Consider the following 19317-nt stretch of genomic DNA (forward strand, 5'->3'; position numbering starts at 1 on the left):
AACAAGTCCCCGTTTCTTTTTTGTTCATTCCACGGGAAACTATGAAAAGATTTATCCTGCTCCTCGCGCTGTTCCTCTCCGGAACCGCCATGGCACAATTCAAACATCCCGGCCTCGATCAGTCCGCGGCAGGCTACAACAACGGCTTCGGCCTGGAATCCTATGCCACGGCGCAGCTGAAGCAGGAAAACAATCTCTTCGGCGGCAATGGCAACACATCCTCCCAACAAAAGATCAGCAATGAAAAATATATTGTCATGGAGTAAACTCCTGCTTTGCCTGGCGTTCAGCCTGAACGGCCTCGCTGCGGACACGCCGCGCACTTTCCTGATGCGTCCCGACGCGCTGATAAAAGGTAAACAGCTTGTACAGCAGGGCGACACGGCCGCGGTGAAAGCGCTTACGGATATTTTACAGGAAGCAGATAAGGCCCTGCACAACGGACCGTACTCCGTGGTGTTCAAAGATAAAATGCCGCCCAGTGGGGATAAGCATGATTATATGAGCGTAGGCCCTTACTGGTGGCCTGATTCATCCAAAAAGGACGGCCTGCCCTATATCCGGAAAGACGGGCAGGTGAACCCGGAACGTTTTTCCATCCGTGATGCGGAATACCATAACGCGCTCTGCCGCGACGTTTACCTGCTGAGCATTGCATGGTATTACACCGGCAGGCAGGATTATGCGGCCCATGCGGCGCGTTTGCTCCGTGCCTGGTTCATCGATCCCGCCACGCGCATGAATCCGAACCTGGATTTCGGGCAGTCCATTCCCGGCATCACGAAGGGCCGCGGCATTGGATTGATAGACACGAGAAGTCTTGCCAAGCTGCTGGACGGCGTGATGTTATTAAAAGGTTCCAATGTATTGAACGCGGATGAAAGTACCGTTATCCGCCAGTGGTACGGCAGCTTCCTGCAATGGATGCGCACCAGCCCCATCGGGACGGACGAAGCGGACGAACATAATAACCACGGTACCTGGTACGACGTGCAAACAGTGTCTATCTCCCTTTTCCTGGGCGATACGGCGCTGGCCCGGAAAATATTGCGGGAGCAAACCATACCCCGCATCGAAAGCCAGCTGAAGGAAGACGGCAGCCAGCCGCACGAGCTGGCACGCACCCTTTCCTGGAATTATTCGCAGATGAACCTGAAAGGATTTTTTGAACTGGCGCGTCTCGCGGAAAATGTACAGCTCAACCTATGGACAATGGAAACGCCTGGCGGCAAAAGTCTCAGGAAAGCGTTCGGCTGGATGCTGGCGCATGCGGACCCGGCCAGTACCTGGACCTATCAGCAGATCAAGCCGCGTGATGTGAAAGGTTTTTTTGAGCTGGCCCGCCTGGCTGCGCCGCATTACCCGGAGATGGATGTGCGGAAGCTGCTGGCGCGGGAAGAAAAGCAAAATAATTTGATCTTATTGACGGGGAGTAGTTTCTGATTTTATTGCACAGCCCCGCCCAGCCACAGCAGGCTGTTAATGATCAGCTGGTTCTGCACAGGATTATCAAAGGTATAAGACAGCGTTTTATTGGTCCTGTTCTCGTAATCGATATCATTGTGGCCCATGTTCAGGTACACCATCTTATAATTTTTATTGCTCCACACAACCGGGTAATAGCCGCTGGTCCATATCTCATGCTGCTTGGGGCCGGTGCCGAGCGGGAAGCTGGCCGGGTCTATGGACAGGAGGATGCGGATGTCGGGATTTTTGCGGAGGTCGTTGCTCCAGCGATACCATTCGTTCGGAGAAGCAGTAAAGGTTCGGGGCAGCCCTTTCATGGCGGGATGTGTGGAATCTTCCACCCGCAGCACCGCGGAAGTGGGGCGCCAGGTGTTGCTGCCATAAGAGCCTGAGCCGAGGAAAGTATTGTGGTACCAGTCCCAGTTCTGCGGGAATTGCGAAGGCGTGAGCGCAAACGCGGAGAAGTGGAAACCCATCCAGGCGCCGCCTTTTTCCATGTATGCACGGAAAGCTTCCCGTTGGGCGGGTTTTTCGGGCCGCGTGTCCAGGAAGATCACTACGTTGTAATCAGCCAGGAAAGCGGTGTTCAGGTTATCCCAGTTGCTGGTGGAGTCGTAAGTGAAATGATACTTCGCGCCCATGGCGGGGAACCATTGATGGGCTTCGCGCACAAAACTGATATGTGCCTGGTCGTTTTTGCCCGTGAAAAAAGCGATCACCTTAAAAGGGCGCTGCGCAAGCGCCCCGGTGCAGAAAAGCAGGGCCAGGCATAAGGTAGCGTGGAATTTCATCATTCTAAATCTACATTAATTTTTTAGAATCTCTGCGCCTGCGTAAATTGTAGAATGACCGCGCAACTGAACAACGAAAAACACGCCGCAGCCATGGCGGCCGTAAAGCTCATTCAAGACGGCCAGGTGGTAGGCCTGGGTACCGGCTCCACCGCCGAATTCGTTATCCATGAGATCGCCCTCCGCGGCCTCCGCATCAGCGGCGTTCCCACCTCCGTAAGAACCGCCCGCCTGGCTTTGATGCTCGGCATCCCGCTGGTCGATATAAATTCCGTTGAAGAGATCGATATCACGATAGACGGCGCCGATGAATTCACGCCGAAACTGCAATTGCTCAAGGGCGGTGGCGGCGCGTTCCTCCGTGAAAAGATCGTGGCGGAAAAAACGCGGCGGGAAGTGATCATTGCAGACAGCAGCAAGCTGGTAGCCCAACTGGGCGCATTCAGGCTGCCCATCGAAACGATCCCTTTTGCGCGCGGCTTCGTGCAGCGGCAGCTGGAAAAGCTGGGCGCCACCTGCATCCTGCGCGAAGGGTTTACAACAGACGAAGGCAACCAGGTGCTGGACGCGGATTTCGGGCTGATCGCCGACCCGGCTGCACTGGCGCGGGAACTGGATCATATCACCGGCCTTGTGGCCCACGGGCTTTTCATTGATCTTGCGGCGGAAGTGATCATGGGGAAAGGGGGGGAGACCGTGCATTTTACCCGCCCGGGCCATTGAATACTGGTGTTTTTTGCGCGGGATGTATGCATATTTTCAGCTCCTTTGGAGTTCGGAAGCCGCTTTGTTAAATTGCAGGAAACAGCATTCCACCAGTTATGATTACCAATGTCTTTTCCCGCAAACCCGCAGCCGGTCTGCTGGTTGCGATGTTTCTCCTCCTTGGCGCCCGGGCTTCGGCGAAGGACATCAATATTGCCTCCCGCGGCGCCGTGGGTGACGGGCAAACCCTCAATACAAAGATCATCCAGCAGGCTATCGACGACTGCAGCCAAAGCGGCGGCGGTAAAGTGATCGTCCCCGCCGGGAAATTCCTTTCCGGTACGGTTGTCCTGAAAAATAACGTCGCGCTCCATCTTGAAGAAAATGCCGTATTGCTGGGCAGCACTAATGTGGACGACTATACGAATCCTGATCCCTTTACCGACGGCCTGGGCATAGATGTTGGCTGGGCGCTGCTGGCTGCTGTGGATGCGCGGAATGTGGCTATCGAAGGCAAAGGCGCGATCAACGGCCAGGGCTCCGCGCTTAAGGCCCGGCAGATAGAAACGGACACGCGCTCCGAATCCCTGCGCTGGGGCCGCCGCCCCTTCCTGGTGAGGATCGTGCGCTGCAACGGCGTAAAAGTGAGCTGCGTGAGCCTGCAATTTGCCGCCGCATGGACTTCCCACTACTTTCAATGTAAGAACGTAAAAATAGAGGATGTGAAGATCCTCAGCCACGGCGTGGCGCACAACGACGGCATCGACATCGATGGATGCCAGGACGTGCAGATCGCGCGTTGCGACATACAAAGCGGCGATGATGCGCTTTGTTTCAAGACAACTTCCAGCATCATGGCCTGCCGCAATATCACTGTGACGGACATGCGGCTGAAAAGCGGCCACGGCGCTATCAAAATGGGCACGGAATCCATGGCGCCTTTCGAGAACATCAGGATCTCCCGCTGCCACATCTACGATACGAACAACGGCGGCATCAAGCTGCTGACGGTAGACGGCGCGCACCTGCGCAATGTGGACATCAGCGACATCACCATGGAGAACGTAAAAACGCCCATGCTCTTCCGCCTGGGTTCACGCCTCAGCGTGTTCCGAAAAGGAAAAGACACGCAGCAGCCCACCGGCACGCTCACCAATGTAACCGTCCGGAATGTGAAAGCCGTCTCTTCAAAGATCACACAGCTCACCCCGCCTTCCGGCATTCTGATCACCGGCGTTCCCGGGCATTACATTACCGGCCTTACGCTGGAAAATATCGACATCAGCCTGGCCGGCGGCGGTACGCTTGAGAACGCCCGCCACGCAGTGCCCGAGGCGATCGATAAATACCCTGAAGTGAAGACCTTCGGCCCCACCATCCCCGCATACGGCATCTGGGCGCGGCATGTGAAAGGCCTGAAGCTGAAGAACATCGTGTTCAGGCTGGACGCCAATGACCAAAGGCCGGCTTTTGTTTGTGAGGACGGGCAGGACATCACCCTCCAGAACTGGAAACTTCCCGAAACCACCGGCGCCGAATCCATCATTAGACTGGAGAATGTAGAAGGGGCGGACATCACGGCGGTGACCGCAAAAGGCCGGGCCGCTTCTTTTGTGAAAGTGGAAGGGGAGAAGAGCAGGAATATCAAACAGGAAAAGAATGTAGAACCTTCTAAATAACGGGCATTTTTGAAAAACAGTGAAAGGGCGGGTTGAAAGACCGGCCCTTTTTTTATCAAACCGCCCGTCAGCATTGGCCCCGATACACCGGTGACTGCGACGCGCGTGGCATCTGCGCTGTATGCTGTACAACTACGATATCTGCGTCGTTTGGTATCTTCCGGGAACGGACGCCGCCTGTTTCAAAAGCGAACAAGTAGATTTGGAAAACAATATGTAATATATTGAGATTGATCACTGATTGATTATGGCATTCCATTGGATACGGGTAACTATAAAGGCCGTACGAAAATTAAACCCGGGTTATGTTTAAAAATTATCTGAAAACCGCCTTCCGGCAAATGATGAAGCACCGGCAGTTCACACTGCTGAACCTCGCAGGGCTCTCTACCGGTATGGCCTGCGCAGTGCTGATCTTTTTATGGGTGAACGATGAGCTGCGTTTCGATAAATTTCACGCAAACGATCCAAACCTTTATCAGGTGATGGAGCGGGCGCCGTTTGCAGACGGCATTCATACTGCGCCCGGAACGCCCGCGCTGATGGCGGAAACCATGCGCGCGCAAATGCCGGAGCTCAAAGCAGCCACCGTAATTACGCCGCCGGACTGGTTCCCGCAGGTACCGCTGACGGTGGCAGATAAACATGTGAAAGCAGCCGGCCTGTTTGCCGGGAAAGAATACCTGGACGTATTTACGTTCCCGTTACTGCAAGGCAGCGCCTCTTCGGCACTGGATGGCAAGGACGGTATCGTGATCACTGAAAAGCTGGCAAGGCGCCTGTTTCATACCACTGAAAATGTCACGGGAAAAATGATCAGCTGGCAGATCGACCAGTTTAAAAGGACCAGCATCATCACCGGCGTATTAAAGAATGTGCCTGCCGCATCTTCCTTACAATTCGATTTCCTGCTGCCTTTCGGCGCATTTAAGGAAATGCTCGGCATACAGGCCCCTATGGCCGCCCGTGGGCCGTTCCTTACGTATGTTGTACTGAATGACAAGGCGCCAGTATCCGCCTTTAACGAAAAGCTCAGCCGGTTTATGGGAAACGGCCGCGACATATTCCTCCGTTCTTATTCGGGCAGCTATTTGTATGGCAATTATGTGAACGGGCAGCAGTCCGGCGGCAGGATAGGATATGTGAAATTATTTTCGCTCATCGCTATATTTATTTTGCTGATCGCCTGTATCAATTTTGTGAACCTTTCCACTGCAAAGTCCGCCGCGAGAATGAAAGAAATGGGCATCCGCAAATCCGTAGGCGCGAACCGCCTGGCGCTGATCGGGCAGTATATGGGCGAGTCGCTGCTGATGACGCTGCTTGCGCTGGTATTCGGGTTGATATTGGTGTGGCTGCTGCTGCCGGCGTTTAATGGTATTACAGGCAAAGAGCTGGCATTAAAACCTGATGCGGCCATTATCGGAGGCCTTGCGGGGATTACCCTCTTTACAGGTATTGCAGCAGGGATCTATCCCGCGTTCTATCTTTCCGGGTTCAGGCCTGTAACGGTATTGAAAGGCAACCTGCAAACCGGCGCGGGTGCTTTATGGGCCAGGAAAGGCCTGGTGGTGTTCCAGTTTGCGCTTTCGGTCGTGTTCATCGTGGCAGTGATGGTGGTATACCGGCAGATCGGTTTTATGCAGTCGCACAACCTGGGATATGATAAAGACCATGTAATTTATTTTGACGCGGAAGGCCGGGTGCCGGAACAGATGGAAACCTTCCTGGCGTCGATGAAAAATATCCCCGGCGTGGCCAACGCGTCTGTAATGGTGGGCAACGTGATGGGGGCGCCTTCCGTTGGCAAGGTATGGCAAAAGGACACGCTCCTGTTCCGTCCCTTCCTGCTCAGCTATGATATGCTGGAATTGCTGGACATCCGCATGGCGGCAGGCCGTACGTTTTCCCGTGAGCTGGATAAAGACAGGTCCGGGATCATCTTCAACGAAGCGGCGGTGAAAGCCATGGGCCTGAAAGACCCGGTGGGCAAGATCATTGACTTCGGCGGCCAGCAGGTGAAGGTCATTGGCGTGACCCGCAATTTTCATTTCCAGTCGTTGCATGAAGATATCAAGCCGCTGTTCTTCCAGCTGGAAAACCATGGCGGCACCGTGATGGTAAAAATGAAAGAAGGCATGGAAAAGAAGGCGCTCGCACAGGCAGAAGCGCTGTATAAAAGTTTTAATCCCGGTTTTGCCTTCAATTATTCCTACCTGGACGGCACTTACCAGGCGCAATACATCGCGGAGCGCAGGGTGGGGGCACTTTCCCGGTATGCAGCGGCGCTGGCCGCGATCATCTCCTGCCTCGGCCTGTTTGGGCTGGCGGCTTATACCGCGGAAAAGAAAAGGAAAGAGATCGGTATCAGGAAGGTGCTCGGCGCTACGGTCAGCAATGTGGTGCTGATGCTGTCGAAAGACTTTATGACCGCCGTGATGGCGGCCATATGCCTGGCGGTTCCGGTGGCCTGGTGGCTGATGGCCCGCTGGCTGGATGGTTTTGCTTATCATGTTGGTCTGGGGCCGGATGTGTTCCTGCTTGCCGCCGGCGGGATGGTGGCGCTGACACTGGCAACGGTGAGCTTCCAGGCCGTAAAGGCGGCCGTCATGAACCCGGTAAAGAGCCTTAGGACGGAATAATAACCCCTCTCCCGGATTTTTTTCACGGTTTGTACGTATTTTTCCAAAAATACCTGTCCTATCATAACAAACCGGTGATTTGCGCCATAAAACAGGAGCAGCCGGAACAGAGGGTTTAAGTGACATGACAGCCATCCACGCCAAAATCAGGGAGTTGCAGCTCCAAATTGCACGTTGCGAAAATGAACAGGCATTCGCCGCCTTGTTCAGGCTGTTGTATGACCGCCTTCTCCGTTTCTGTATTCAATATGTGAATTCCCGCGAAGCGGCGGAAGAGATCGTGTCCGACGTATTCGTGAAGCTCTGGAACCGCCGCCAGGAGCTGGAAACCGTGGCCAACCTGGAAGTATACCTCTTTGTGGCGGTAAAGAACCATTCCCTCAATTACCTCGAACAATTCTCCACCTTCCGCATTGCCCCGCTGGACGATGGCCTGGCGCAGCTCAGCGCCCCGACCGATCCCGAAAAGGAAATGGAATGGAAGGAAATGAACCACCGGCTGGACCAGGAGGTGAACCGCCTGCCTGACCAGTGCCGAAAAGTATTCCGGCTCATCCGCGACGAAGGCTTCCGTTATAAAGACGTGGCTGTGATCCTCAACATCAGTCCCAGGACGGTGGAAACCCAGCTGTTCCGCGCCATCCGCCGGCTGAACGAGGCCATCGCGCCATTTCTTTCCGCGAAGCCCGGTAAAAAACGGAAAGAACCGCCCGCTATGCTGTGGCTGCTGCTGATCATAAATATTTTTTGATCCCCTGTACGTAATTCCGGCAATCCGCCTGTCCTAATAACTACAACAGCTCAACAGAAAGATGATCAACGAAGAACAATTCATAGAACTGCTGGCCAGGAAGCTGGCAGGGCAAGCCACAGCGGCTGAATTGACAGAACTGGAAGGGCTGTTGCAACAGGACGACCTGAAGGAACGCTATCACCTCCTCCAGCAATATTTCTCCGCGCACGAAGGTTTGTCTTCCGCGGAAACAGAACAGGCGCTGGAAAGAACGCTCAGCAGGATCCGTAACGGAAAGGAGGGGATGGCAGCTGCTTCTTTTCCTGACCGTGACGAAGCCGCTGCACAGATGAACGGGTTCAGGCAGGAAGAAACGATGTTTGCAGAAGAACTGACCGCCCGCCGGCGCAGGTGGCCTTTGTACACCGCCGCCGCCGCTGCCGTGGCTTTGCTGATCGCAGTTTTTCTCTACACCCGGCAGGAGCTTCCGGATGCATCCATTCCGGTTGCCCGGGCCATGCAGGACACTGCGCAATGGCTCAACCGCCAGAACGGTAAAGCCACCCGCGCGGTGATAGAACTGGCGGACGGCAGCAAAATATGGCTCAATGCAGAAAGCAGGCTTTCTTACCCGGAAGTTTTTTCCCGCACCAGCCGCGAAGTATATCTCAGCGGGGAAGCTTTTTTTGATGTAACGAAAGACCAGGAACGGCCTTTCATTGTCCACCTCGCCAAAGGCACCGTGAAGGTGCTGGGTACCTCCTTCAATGTGCGCGCATACGACAATGAGCCGGTGCAAACCTCCGTTACCACGGGCAAAGTGGCTTTCATTCCCAAATACGGCAAGGGCAACCTTCCGCCGGATACGTTCTACATCACTCCCGACGAAAAAGTAACCTACCGACAGACCAGCGAGGATATTGTAAAAGAGGCCACTTCCGGCGCGGATGAAAAAGCATGGACCGAAGGCCGTCTCATTTTCCGCGACGCATCGCTGGAAGAGATAGGCCACGAGCTGGAGCGCAGCTTCGGCAAGAAAGTGATCTTCATATCAGAGGCGCCGCGCCATTACCGTATGACAGGTTCGTTCCAGAACAACAATTTACAGGACATTTTATATTACCTGGCCCGGTCCAGGACATTCAAATACAGCGTCACAGACAGCACCCTGCTGATCAGTGAATGATCACGTCAATCAAAGTAGTTTATAAATCAATTTCGCTAAACAATTTCGCTAACGTTATGAAAGAAAGACCACAACCTAACGTGGGGCCTTTCCGTTCGTTGTTCCTGATGCTATTCTTATGCCTTACGCTGATGGGCCTGCCCGGCCTCCAGGCGCAGCATACTTTCGCCGCCGCCGGCACCGCAGGGGAACAACAGGCAAAGGATACCCGGAAACCGCTGGACAAGCGCATCAGCCTGCAGGTGAAAGACACCCGGCTCACCGAAGTGCTCGAAAAGATCGAACAGCAGACGGCTTACGTATTCGTTTTCTCGAACGACGAAATACCGGCAGCCCGGAAGATCACGCTGAACGTAAAGGACAAGCGGCTCGAAGAAGTGCTCGAAATGATCTGCTCCCCGCTGGCCATCCGCTACGAGCTGATCAGCAACAAGATCATCCTGAAACAGGGAAACGCCGCCACCACCGTAAATTCACAGCAGGACGACGTGACCATCTCCGGTCGGGTGGTGAGTGATAACGGTGAGGGGATTCCCGGTGTGAACGTTCGCCTGCAAAGCGCCCAGAACATTGGCGCCGTCACCAACGAACAAGGTTATTTTACATTAAAGCTCCCCGCTTCTGCCATGGACGGCACGCTGGTATGCACCTTCGTGGGATTCAATCCGGCCATTGTGCCCATCAGCCGGCGCACCAGCATCACCATCGTGCTCAGCGCCGATTCGAAAGAGCTGGGCGAAGTGGTGATCACCGCATACGGCTCACAGCGGAAGAAGCAGGTGACCGCCGCCATCAGCACCATTTCCACGAAAGATATCGAAAGCAGGCCCGTATCCAACATGTTCCAGGCTTTGCAGGGCACGGCGCCCAACCTTACCCTTCAGCAGAATACCGCTGAGCCGGGAGCCGCGATGGTGCTGAATATCCGCGGGGTGGGCAGTCTTACCGGGAACGGCCCGCTCATTATCATAGACGGCGTGCAGGCTGGCAACGAAGGCCTGCGCAACCTGAACCCGTATGATGTGGAAAGCATTTCCGTTTTGAAAGACGCCGCCTCTTCCGCGATCTACGGCTCACAGGCCGCCAACGGCGTTATTTACATCACCACCAAAAAAGGGAAGAAGGACGATAAGCCCGCCGTGATGTATAACGGCATGTATGGCTGGCAGTCGCCCACCACCATGACCCGCCAGGTGGAAGGATGGGAATACATGACGCTGAAGAACGAAGCGCTGGTGAACTCCGGCAAAACCCCGCAGTTCACGCCCGAACAGATCGCACACTGGAAAAACAGGGGTTCAGAGCCCGCTTATGTGGACGAAATGCTGCGCGAATACACCCCGCAGCAGAACCACAGCCTCAGCCTCACCGGCGGCGGCAAAAGCTCCAGCTACCTGCTTTCGCTGGGGTATGTGAACCAGGGCAATATGCTCCAGAACAAATACATCCCTTCCGATATCGATTTCAACTACAAACGCTATAACGCCCGCGCCAATATTTCCGTGGACGTAAGCAAATACGTGAAGGTGGACATGAACCTCGCCTATACGAAATCGTATTACAACAAACAGCAGCCGGACATCGGGCTGCTCATCCGTGATGCCATCCGCACCCCGCGCATTTATCCCGTGAAAGATTCGCTGGGTAATTTCGTAGTGCCCGCGCTGAACAGCAACAACGTGATCGCGCAGCTGGCGCAGGGCGGGTATAACCGCGAAGAGTGGGACAACCTGCTGGGCGGCCTGAACATCACCATCACGCCCGTTAACCACTTCACCCTGAACTTCAACGCTTCCGGTACCTATTCCATCAAAAATTACCGGAACCGCGTCAACAAATACAGCTATGCGCCTTATTATACCACTGCCAACCCGCCGGTGAATAATCAGATGACCGTGTCCGAATATAAAGACATGGCCACGAACGTATATGCCACCGCCGAATACGAAAACACCTTTGGCAAACATTACGTAAAAGGCCAGGTGGGTGCGCGCAGCGATGCTGTGAATGAATTTTACGGATTCCGTGCCACCCGCTTCGCAGGCACCAATCTCGACGAGGAATGGACCATCGGCGGAGGTTACATACCAAAACCCGACGGTACGCTGGATTACGCGACCATCGGCATGTACAATGATATCACCAATCCCAACCTGTTTGCGCTGAATTCCCTTTTCGGGCGTTTTAACTACGTGTACAAAGACAGGTACCTGGCGGAATTCACCTGGCGGTACGACGGCTCCAGCAAACTGGCGCCCGGCCACCGCTGGCAGTTTTTCCCCGCCTTCTCCCTCGGCTGGCGCGTAACGGATGAAGCCTTCCTGGACGGCTTCCGCGACCGATTCGGCAATGTGAAATTCAGGTACTCCTGGGGCCAGGTGGGCAACTCCAACATCGGCGGGTTCAACTACCAGGCGCGTGTGAACATCAATCCCAACAAATACCCGTTCAACAACACCGCCAATCCCGGCGCGGATTTTACGCCCTACAACGAGCTGCTGGAATGGGAGATCTCCACCATGAGCAACTACGGCGTGGATGCTGATTTCTTCAATAACAAGCTCAGCGCCAGCTTCGACTTCTTCAACAAACGCACCACCGGCATTTACCTCACCCAGGAAGTGCCCGGCACCGCCGGCATCGGCAGCAGCCTGCAGAACGTGGGCGAAGTGGAGAACAAAGGCTGGGAACTGACGGTGAGCTACAGGGGCAAAACCGGTCCCGTAAACCATACCATCGCCGCCAACCTTTCCGATAACCTGAACCGCGTGATCCGCTTCGGCCAGGAATCCATCCGTGGGGCGGACTACGCTTATATCATCCGCGAAGGTTTCCCTATTGCATCCTATTTCGGTTACCGTTCCAACGGCCTTTACCAGAATCTGGACGATATCAAGAACGCGCCGAAAGTGCCGTTTGCCTACAACCAGCAGGTGCAGCCGGGCGATATACGGTACATAGACCGCAATGAGGACGGCGTGATAGATGCGGACGACCGTTACGTGTTCGGCAATCCTTTCCCGCGGTATACGTTCGGGTTTACTTATAACGCTGCATGGAAGAACTGGGATTTCACCATGTTCTGGCAGGGCGTGGGCAGGCGTTCGCAGTTCCTGAGAGGAGACATCGTGGAGGCTTTCCACAACAACGAAGACCATGCGTACGTGCAGCACATAGACCGCTGGACGCCCACCAATCCCGGCGCTTCCTATCCCAGGCTTACCATCGGTACCGCCAACGCCAACAACTTCGCGTATTCCGACTACTGGATGTTTGATACCAAATACCTGCGGCTGAAGAACCTGCAACTGGGCTACACCCTGCCGAAATCCGTGACCGGCATCGTGAAGCTGCAAAGCGCGCGCCTGTACTTCACCAGCCAGAACCTGGTCACATTTATGCCGAAGAGGTTCAGGGAACTGGGTGTGGACCCCGAGTTCACACAGTACGACGACAAGCTGGGCTTTTCCAACTACAACGCCATTGCGGGCCGCAACTATCCCAATGCCGCAACGTTCGCATTCGGGCTGGACATCAAATTCTAAACAGGTTTAATTATGCAAAAGATATTGTTCATACTGTTATTCACCGCCTCGCTGTTTGGCTGCCGGAAGCTGGACCAGCCTAACACGCGGGAATTCACAGACGAAGCCTACTGGCGCGATGCGCAGGATGCGCTCGATGCGCTGGCCAGCTGCTACGAGAATATGTCCGACGACGGGCATTTCTTTGGAGATGAAGCCCTCAGCGACAATGCATTTGTGTCCGGCGGCGGTTTCAACGGCGTGTCGCTCATTGCCTCCGGCAGCTACGATCCTTCCATTGGCAGGGTGAGAGGAGAGTGGAGCTACCGTTACAGCGCCATCCGCAAATGCAACAACGTGATACTGAACATAGACCGGGTGCCCTCGATGGACGCCGCGTTGAAACAGCGCATCCTTGCCGAAGCCCGTTTCATCCGCGCATATTCTTACTTCGAGATGGCGTTCTGGTTCGGCGACGCGCCGTTCTTCACCAACCTCATCTCCGTTGAAGAATCAAAAACGATCTCGCGTACTTCCAAAGCAGAGATCATCCGTTTTGTGCTGGACGAGCTGGCGGCGATCAGGAACGATCTGCCCGTGAATACCGCCTATGCCGAAAAAGACCGCGGCCGTATTACCCGTGGGGCCGCCATAGCGATGAGCACAAGAGTGAGGCTGTTCAACGGCGAGTGGGATGAAGCGCGGAAAGAATGCGAGCTGCTGATTAATTCCACGCAGAACGGCACTTATTCGCTGCTGGGCAATTACGGCAACCTGTTCCTGCCCGCCTATGAATTCAACAGCGAAACCATCCTGGATATACAATACGGCGGCGGCAGAACCTTCGGCACACAACGCAGTTTTCTCCCGCAAACAGTAGCCTTGCTGCGCAGCACCCTGGTGCCCACGCAGGACCTGGTGGACGATTACATCATGCTCAACGGCAAAGCGATCAACGAAGCCGGTTCAGGTTACAACGAGAACAACCCGTATGTGAACCGCGACCCGCGCTTTACCGCTACAATTATCCACCACGGCGCTACCATCACCGATTTTGAGGGCAGGGTGCAGACCATCCTTACACAGCCGGGCTCCGTGCCGGCCACCAACAGCGTGGACGACCAGGGGGCTTCGCCCACCGGTTATTACTTCCGCAAGTTTTACGACCGCACCGCCTCCAACTATAATTCCACCCTCAACCTGCCCGTTATCCGTTATGCGGACGTGCTGCTGATGTATGCAGAAGCGCTCAACGAACTGGGCACGCTGGATGCCGCAGCCTGGAACCGCAGCATCCGCCTGCTGCGCGTACGTGCAGGGTTTACGGAAGCAGCCGCCACCGAATTCCCGGGCGGCGCCAAAGAACAGCTGCGCGACATCGTTCGCCGCGAAAGAAGGGCAGAGCTGGCGTTTGAAGGCCTGCGTATTTTTGATATCCGCCGCTGGAAGATCGCGGAGACGGTGCTGAACAGGCCCGTGAGAGGCATCAAAGTGAGCAGCGGCGCCTTCAACCGGGATCCGAAGGGGTATATTATTGTGGAGAACAGGGCCTTCACTAATCCGAAACATTACCTCTGGCCCGTACCTACTTTCGAAACCGACCAGAACAAGAACCTTGGCCAAAATACCGGATGGTAAAAATCACAACATTATAAACTCATGTTATGAAAAGATATTTCCCGATAACATTTTTCCTGACGGCCATCCTATTCATGGCCTGTAAAAAGAACGACTACGAGCTGAACACCAATCTCAAGCCCGTCGAAAAGCTGAGCGCGCCGGTCAATAATAAGTTCACCAAGCTGCAACCCGCTACCAGCGCGGCGTTAAGCTTCGAGTGGGAGCAGGCCCGTGCGGAAGACGGTTCGCTCGTGCTCTACGAAGTAGTGTTCGACAAAGAATCCGGCGACTTCAGCGCGCCGCTTGGCCGCATCGCTTCAGACGGCGGGGGGATACAGAACAAACTCACCCTCAGCCACAAGGACCTGAACACGCTGGCCGCCAAAGCAGGCATTCCCGCGCTGGGCACCGGTAAGCTGAAGTGGAACGTTTCCGCCAGCAAGGGTTTTAATATTCAGCCTTCTTCCGAAACAAGGACCATCGAAGTGGAAAGGCCCGCAGGGTTTGCTGAAATACCCGTGGACATATTCCTCACCGGTACCGCCACAGAAGCGGGAGGCGATGCCGCCAATGCCCTGCAGATGAAAATGATCACCGCCGGCGTATTTGAAATATACACTTCGCTGAAAGACGGCAAATTCCAGTTCATAGACCGTAAAAGCGGCACGCCCAATAACTTTTATATGGATGGCGAGCTGCTGAAAGAAAAAGGCGAAAGTACCCATGCCACCGGCACCAAGGCATACCGCATCCGTCTCGATTTCAACAATGCCACCGCTACGGCCACCGAAATACTCAGCATCGGCCTGTGGTTTGCGCCGGATGACAAGTTCCTCTTCGAGACCGCTTATGCCGGCAACGGCACATGGAGCGCGGCAGACAAGAACATTACCTTCAGGCAGGAATCCTGGGGCCGCGACGAACGGTACAAGTTCCGCATCCGAGTGAAGAACGCGGCCGGTGTGGAAAGCGATGAATGGATCGGCAGCTCCAATGCGGACAATAACCGTCCCACCGCCAATACGCCGCCTTCTTTCTGGGAACTGCGCCCGATCACCAACAACGACCGCTGGAACTACTGTTACAAGTTCAGGACCGAAGTGGATACCCGAAACTGCGATGTGAACCTGTTCTTTTACAGGGATAAGAACTACACGCACGAAATCATCATTAAATAAGACGCTTTATGAACATACCGATCAGATTATTTGCCTGCGCCCTGCTGATCACGTCCCTGAGCGCCTGCCTCAAAGAGCCGGTGGACGAGGGTCCGGGACCGGGCGCCGGGAAAAAGACCACCGTTTTCAACTGGGAAAAAAATGCCGATTCAACTTACGTTTCCCTGTTGGGCAACTTCTATAACCAGACCGGTAAATATTACAACGAAAACAGCGCCGGCAAACAGGACTTTCACTACTGGCGCAACGCTCACGCGCTGGATGTACTGCTGGACGCCTTCATCCGCACCAACGACCCGCAGGTGAAAACCCGCATGGACGAGCTGCTGGAAGGCATGCGCGTGAAGAACGGCAATACCTACATCAATCATTTTTACGATGATATGGAGTGGCTGGCCCTGGCCTGCCTCCGTGCCTACGAAGCCACCAGCGACGCGAAATATAAAACCACCGCCGAGCTGCTGTGGACCGACATTAAAACCGGCTGGGATGAAACCTGGGGCGGCGGTATCTATTGGAACAAGGAGCGGAAGAACAAGAACACGCCCGCCAATGCGCCCGCCTGCATCATTGCGGCAAGGATCTACCAGCTGAACCAGCAGCCCGACGACCTGGCCTGGGCCAAAAAGATCTATCAATGGCAAAAGGCCAACCTGGTAGATCCAGCTACCGGCCTGGTATGGGACGGGCTGGATGGCACCGGTACCAACAAAGCCTGGAAGTTCACCTACAACCAGGGTGTATACATTGGCTCCGGCGTGGAACTGTACAAGATCACCGGCGAGGCCGTATACCTGAACGATGCGCTCAAAACGGCGAACAACGCGCTTACCGGGGATTTTACACAAGGCAATATTATGAAGGACGAAGGCGGCGGAGATGGCGGCCTGTTCAAAGGCATACTGGTACGCAACCTGATGCTGCTGATCACAGACGGGAACATCAGCGCGACAGACAAAACGAAGTTCGTGAACTTCCTGAAGCTGAACGCGGAAACATTGTGGCAGCAAGGCACCTACCGGCCTTCCATTCTCTTCGGCAGCAAATGGACAAGCATTGTGACGACCACAGACCTGAGCACGCAACTAAGCGGCGCCATGCTGATCGAAGCGGCTGCGCAACTAAAAGAACTGGGGCTGATCGAGTAAATAAATGGAATTTCATTGTTTGAAAAAGCCGCCCCGACTGAGTTGGTGCGGCTTTTTTATCGTTTTACCATACCCGGACAGCCCGTGTATCAAAACCGGACAATTACTAAAATAATATAATGTATACGCTGCTGGGTAGTACCGGCAGAAAACTCTGGCATTTTCTTGGCGGCCTCAGGGCAAATCCTTTCCTGTTATGTTGAAAAACTATCTCAAGGTAGCCTGGCGTAACCTGCTGAACAACAAAATGTATTCGGGGGTAAATATTGTGGGGCTTGCCACAGGTATGGCTGTGGCATTGCTGATTGGATTGTGGATATGGGATGAAGTATCTTTTGATACCTCCCATAAAAAATACGACCGGCTGGCGCAGGTAATGGTGAATGTCGATATGACGGATGCCACGTACACCGGTCCGACCACTTCCATTCCAATGGGGTACAGTCTCCGTGACCAGTATAAAGCCGATTTCCCGAACATATCCCTTGCTTCGTTTACACAAGCCCACATACTCGCCGCCGGTGACAAAAAAATATCACAAATGGGTATTTGGGCGCAGGAAGCTTTTCCGCGCATGTTCACTTTAAAAATGCTGGGCGGCCACCAGGACGCGCTGAAAGATCCGAATTCCGTATTGCTGGCGCAATCCGCTGCAAAGGCGCTTTTCGGGGATACAGACCCGGTCGATAAAATCGTGCGCGTCGATAACAAGTTCGACATGACCGTTGCAGGCGTATTTGAAGACCTGGCTTATAACACAACTTACGGCGAACTGAAAATACTGCTTCCCTGGGAACGGTATGTAAACGATACAGAATACTGGATCAAAGCTGCCCAAACGCAGTGGGACAACCATATGTGCCGGCTGTATGTGGAAGTGGGTCCCGGCGCGGATATCGATAAATTAAGCGCGAAGATCAGGAATCTTCCCACTCCGCATGTGAAACACGCCAGGGAAGAGCTGCTGCTGCACCCGATGAAAAAATGGCACCTGTACAACCAGTTCGAGAATGGCCGGCAGGTTGGCGGCCGCATCAGGCTCGTGTGGCTTTTCGGTATCATCGGCGTATTTGTGCTGCTGCTGGCGTGTATCAATTTCATGAACCTTTCCACCGCAAGAAGCGAAAAACGCAGCAGGGAAGTGGGCATCCGGAAAGCCATCGGTTCCCTGCGCGGGCAGCTGATCGGCCAGTTCTTCAGCGAATCGCTGATAGTGACCTTCCTGGCGCTGGTACTGGCTTTGCTGCTGGTGCAACTGTCGCTGCCTTTCTTTAACGGGCTGTCTGATAAAACAATGTCCATTCCCTGGGCTTACCCTTTGTTCTGGGCGCTGATACTTGGATTTACGGTTATTGCCGGGCTTGTTTCCGGCAGTTATCCCGCTTTATATCTTTCCGGCTTTGAGCCGGTGAAAGTGCTGAAGGGAACTTTCAGGGCAGGGCGCTTTTCCGCGCTTCCCCGCAAGGTATTGGTAGTGGTACAGTTCACCGTATCCGTTACCCTCATCATCGGCACGCTTATCGTGTACCGGCAGGTGCAGCATGCCCGCAACCGGCCTGTGGGGTATACCCGGGAAGGATTGATCACGGTAGATATAAATACGCCGGATTTTTTAGGGCATTACGACGCCATCAGGAACGACCTGCTGCAGACGGGCGCGGTGACTGATATGGCACAGTCCAACAGCGCGCCCACTGAAGTGTGGTCCAACAATGTTGTAGAATGGAAGGGTAAAGACCCGGGCCTGAAGGTAAGCCCCGGTACGATCGCCGTTTCGCACGACTTTGGCAGCACCGTTGGATGGACGATCAAAGAAGGCCGCGACTTTTCAAGGAATTTTCCTTCAGATACCGGCGCTTTCATTTTGAATGAATCCGCTGCAAAGCTGGTGGGTTTCAAAGAGCCGGTGGGGCAGGTGATCCGCTGGCTGGACCAGGATCATGTGATCATCGGCGTGGTGAAGGATATGGTGATGGAATCGCCCTACCAGCCCATACGGCCCGTTATTTTCCACCTGCAGCCTAGCTGGGCCCGCCTGATCACTGTGCGGATAAAACCCGGTGTGCCCATGCAGGAAGGCCTGGCGAAAATAGAACCTGTATTCAAAAAATATAACCCCGGAAGTCCTTTCGTGTACAAGTTTACAGACGATGAGTATGCGAAAAAATTCAGTGACGAACAACGTATCGGCAACCTCACCACTTTTTTTGCCGTGCTGGCCATCTTTATTTCCTGCCTGGGCCTGTTTGGGCTGGCATCTTTCGTGGCGGAAAAACGCACCAAGGAAATAGGCATCCGTAAAGTGATGGGCGCATCCGTATTCAATCTATGGCAGATGTTGTCGAAGGACTTTGTGATGCTGGTATTCATTTCCTGCGCCATCGCCGTCCCGCTGGCCTGGTATGCGCTACACCAATGGCTGCAGCAATATGAATACCGCACGCAGCTGTCGTGGTGGGTATTTGTAATGGCCGCTACCGGCGCTTTGGTGATCACGCTGGCAACCGTGAGCTACCAGGCCGTGAAAGCCGCCATCATGAACCCGGTGAAAAGCCTGAAGGCGGAATGAGCCGCATGCCCGCTATGCCGGGAGCGTGAAAAATCGATATAGCAGCCACGGCCGCCGGGGCGGACTGCTATATTT

13 protein-coding genes are annotated in these 19317 nt (G+C 54.4%); 12 read left to right on the forward strand and 1 reads right to left on the reverse strand.

Features of this window, described 5'->3' with window-relative positions; all coding sequences use genetic code 11:
* Positions 1-41: 41 nt before the first annotated feature.
* Together ACTJIK_RS19885 and ACTJIK_RS19890 are read left to right on the forward strand one after the other, a co-directional pair.
* Positions 42-266: a hypothetical protein gene (locus ACTJIK_RS19885; protein ID WP_440649283.1), complete on the forward strand. Its 225-nt coding sequence runs from the start codon at positions 42-44 to the stop codon at positions 264-266.
* Positions 241-1443 carry an alginate lyase family protein gene (locus ACTJIK_RS19890; RefSeq protein ID WP_440649284.1) on the forward strand — a complete coding sequence of 401 codons (1203 nt, stop codon included), beginning with the start codon at positions 241-243 and terminating at the stop codon, positions 1441-1443. The genes ACTJIK_RS19885 and ACTJIK_RS19890 overlap by 26 nt, the downstream gene beginning before the upstream one ends.
* Before the next feature lie 2 nt (positions 1444-1445).
* Here ACTJIK_RS19890 and ACTJIK_RS19895 read toward each other — a convergent pair whose 3' ends face one another.
* On the reverse strand, positions 1446-2261 hold the full coding sequence (locus tag ACTJIK_RS19895; RefSeq protein ID WP_440649285.1) for a ThuA domain-containing protein: 816 nt from the start codon (positions 2259-2261) through the stop codon (positions 1446-1448).
* A gap of 51 nt (positions 2262-2312) precedes the next feature.
* Here ACTJIK_RS19895 and rpiA point away from each other — a divergent pair, with 51 nt between their 5' ends.
* The 10 genes from rpiA (at position 2313) to ACTJIK_RS19945 (ending at position 19242) form a co-directional block, all read left to right on the forward strand.
* Positions 2313-2981, forward strand: coding sequence for a ribose-5-phosphate isomerase RpiA (rpiA, locus tag ACTJIK_RS19900; RefSeq protein ID WP_440649286.1), 669 nt, complete (start codon positions 2313-2315; stop codon positions 2979-2981).
* Positions 2982-3079: 98 nt separating this feature from the next.
* Positions 3080-4642: a glycoside hydrolase family 28 protein gene (locus tag ACTJIK_RS19905; RefSeq protein WP_440649287.1), complete on the forward strand. Its 1563-nt coding sequence runs from the start codon at positions 3080-3082 to the stop codon at positions 4640-4642.
* 305 nt (positions 4643-4947) lie between these two features.
* A complete protein-coding gene (locus tag ACTJIK_RS19910) occupies positions 4948-7284 on the forward strand; it encodes an ABC transporter permease (protein ID WP_440649288.1) in 2337 nt (778 codons plus the stop codon).
* A 154-nt stretch (positions 7285-7438) separates the two neighbouring features.
* Positions 7439-8035 (forward strand): RNA polymerase sigma-70 factor, encoded by a 597-nt coding sequence (locus tag ACTJIK_RS19915; protein ID WP_440649289.1) that lies wholly within the window; start codon positions 7439-7441, stop codon positions 8033-8035.
* A 61-nt stretch (positions 8036-8096) separates the two neighbouring features.
* The gene (locus ACTJIK_RS19920) at positions 8097-9203 is read left to right on the forward strand and encodes a FecR family protein (RefSeq protein ID WP_440649290.1); all 1107 of its coding nucleotides are present in this window, start codon (positions 8097-8099) and stop codon (positions 9201-9203) included.
* 56 nt (positions 9204-9259) lie between these two features.
* Positions 9260-12748 carry a SusC/RagA family TonB-linked outer membrane protein gene (locus ACTJIK_RS19925; protein WP_440649291.1) on the forward strand — a complete coding sequence of 1163 codons (3489 nt, stop codon included), beginning with the start codon at positions 9260-9262 and terminating at the stop codon, positions 12746-12748.
* A 12-nt stretch (positions 12749-12760) separates the two neighbouring features.
* Positions 12761-14365 carry a RagB/SusD family nutrient uptake outer membrane protein gene (locus ACTJIK_RS19930; protein WP_440649292.1) on the forward strand — a complete coding sequence of 535 codons (1605 nt, stop codon included), beginning with the start codon at positions 12761-12763 and terminating at the stop codon, positions 14363-14365.
* Between the two features lie 26 nt (positions 14366-14391).
* The gene (locus tag ACTJIK_RS19935) at positions 14392-15525 is read left to right on the forward strand and encodes a SusE domain-containing protein (RefSeq protein WP_440649293.1); all 1134 of its coding nucleotides are present in this window, start codon (positions 14392-14394) and stop codon (positions 15523-15525) included.
* 8 nt (positions 15526-15533) lie between these two features.
* Positions 15534-16673 (forward strand): glycoside hydrolase family 76 protein, encoded by a 1140-nt coding sequence (locus ACTJIK_RS19940; RefSeq protein ID WP_440649294.1) that lies wholly within the window; start codon positions 15534-15536, stop codon positions 16671-16673.
* 196 nt (positions 16674-16869) lie between these two features.
* Positions 16870-19242 carry an ABC transporter permease gene (locus ACTJIK_RS19945; protein ID WP_440649295.1) on the forward strand — a complete coding sequence of 791 codons (2373 nt, stop codon included), beginning with the start codon at positions 16870-16872 and terminating at the stop codon, positions 19240-19242.
* Positions 19243-19317: the final 75 nt, after the last annotated feature.

The sequence above is a fragment of the Chitinophaga sp. 22620 genome, assembly GCF_052044405.1.
Classification (GTDB): domain Bacteria; phylum Bacteroidota; class Bacteroidia; order Chitinophagales; family Chitinophagaceae; genus Chitinophaga.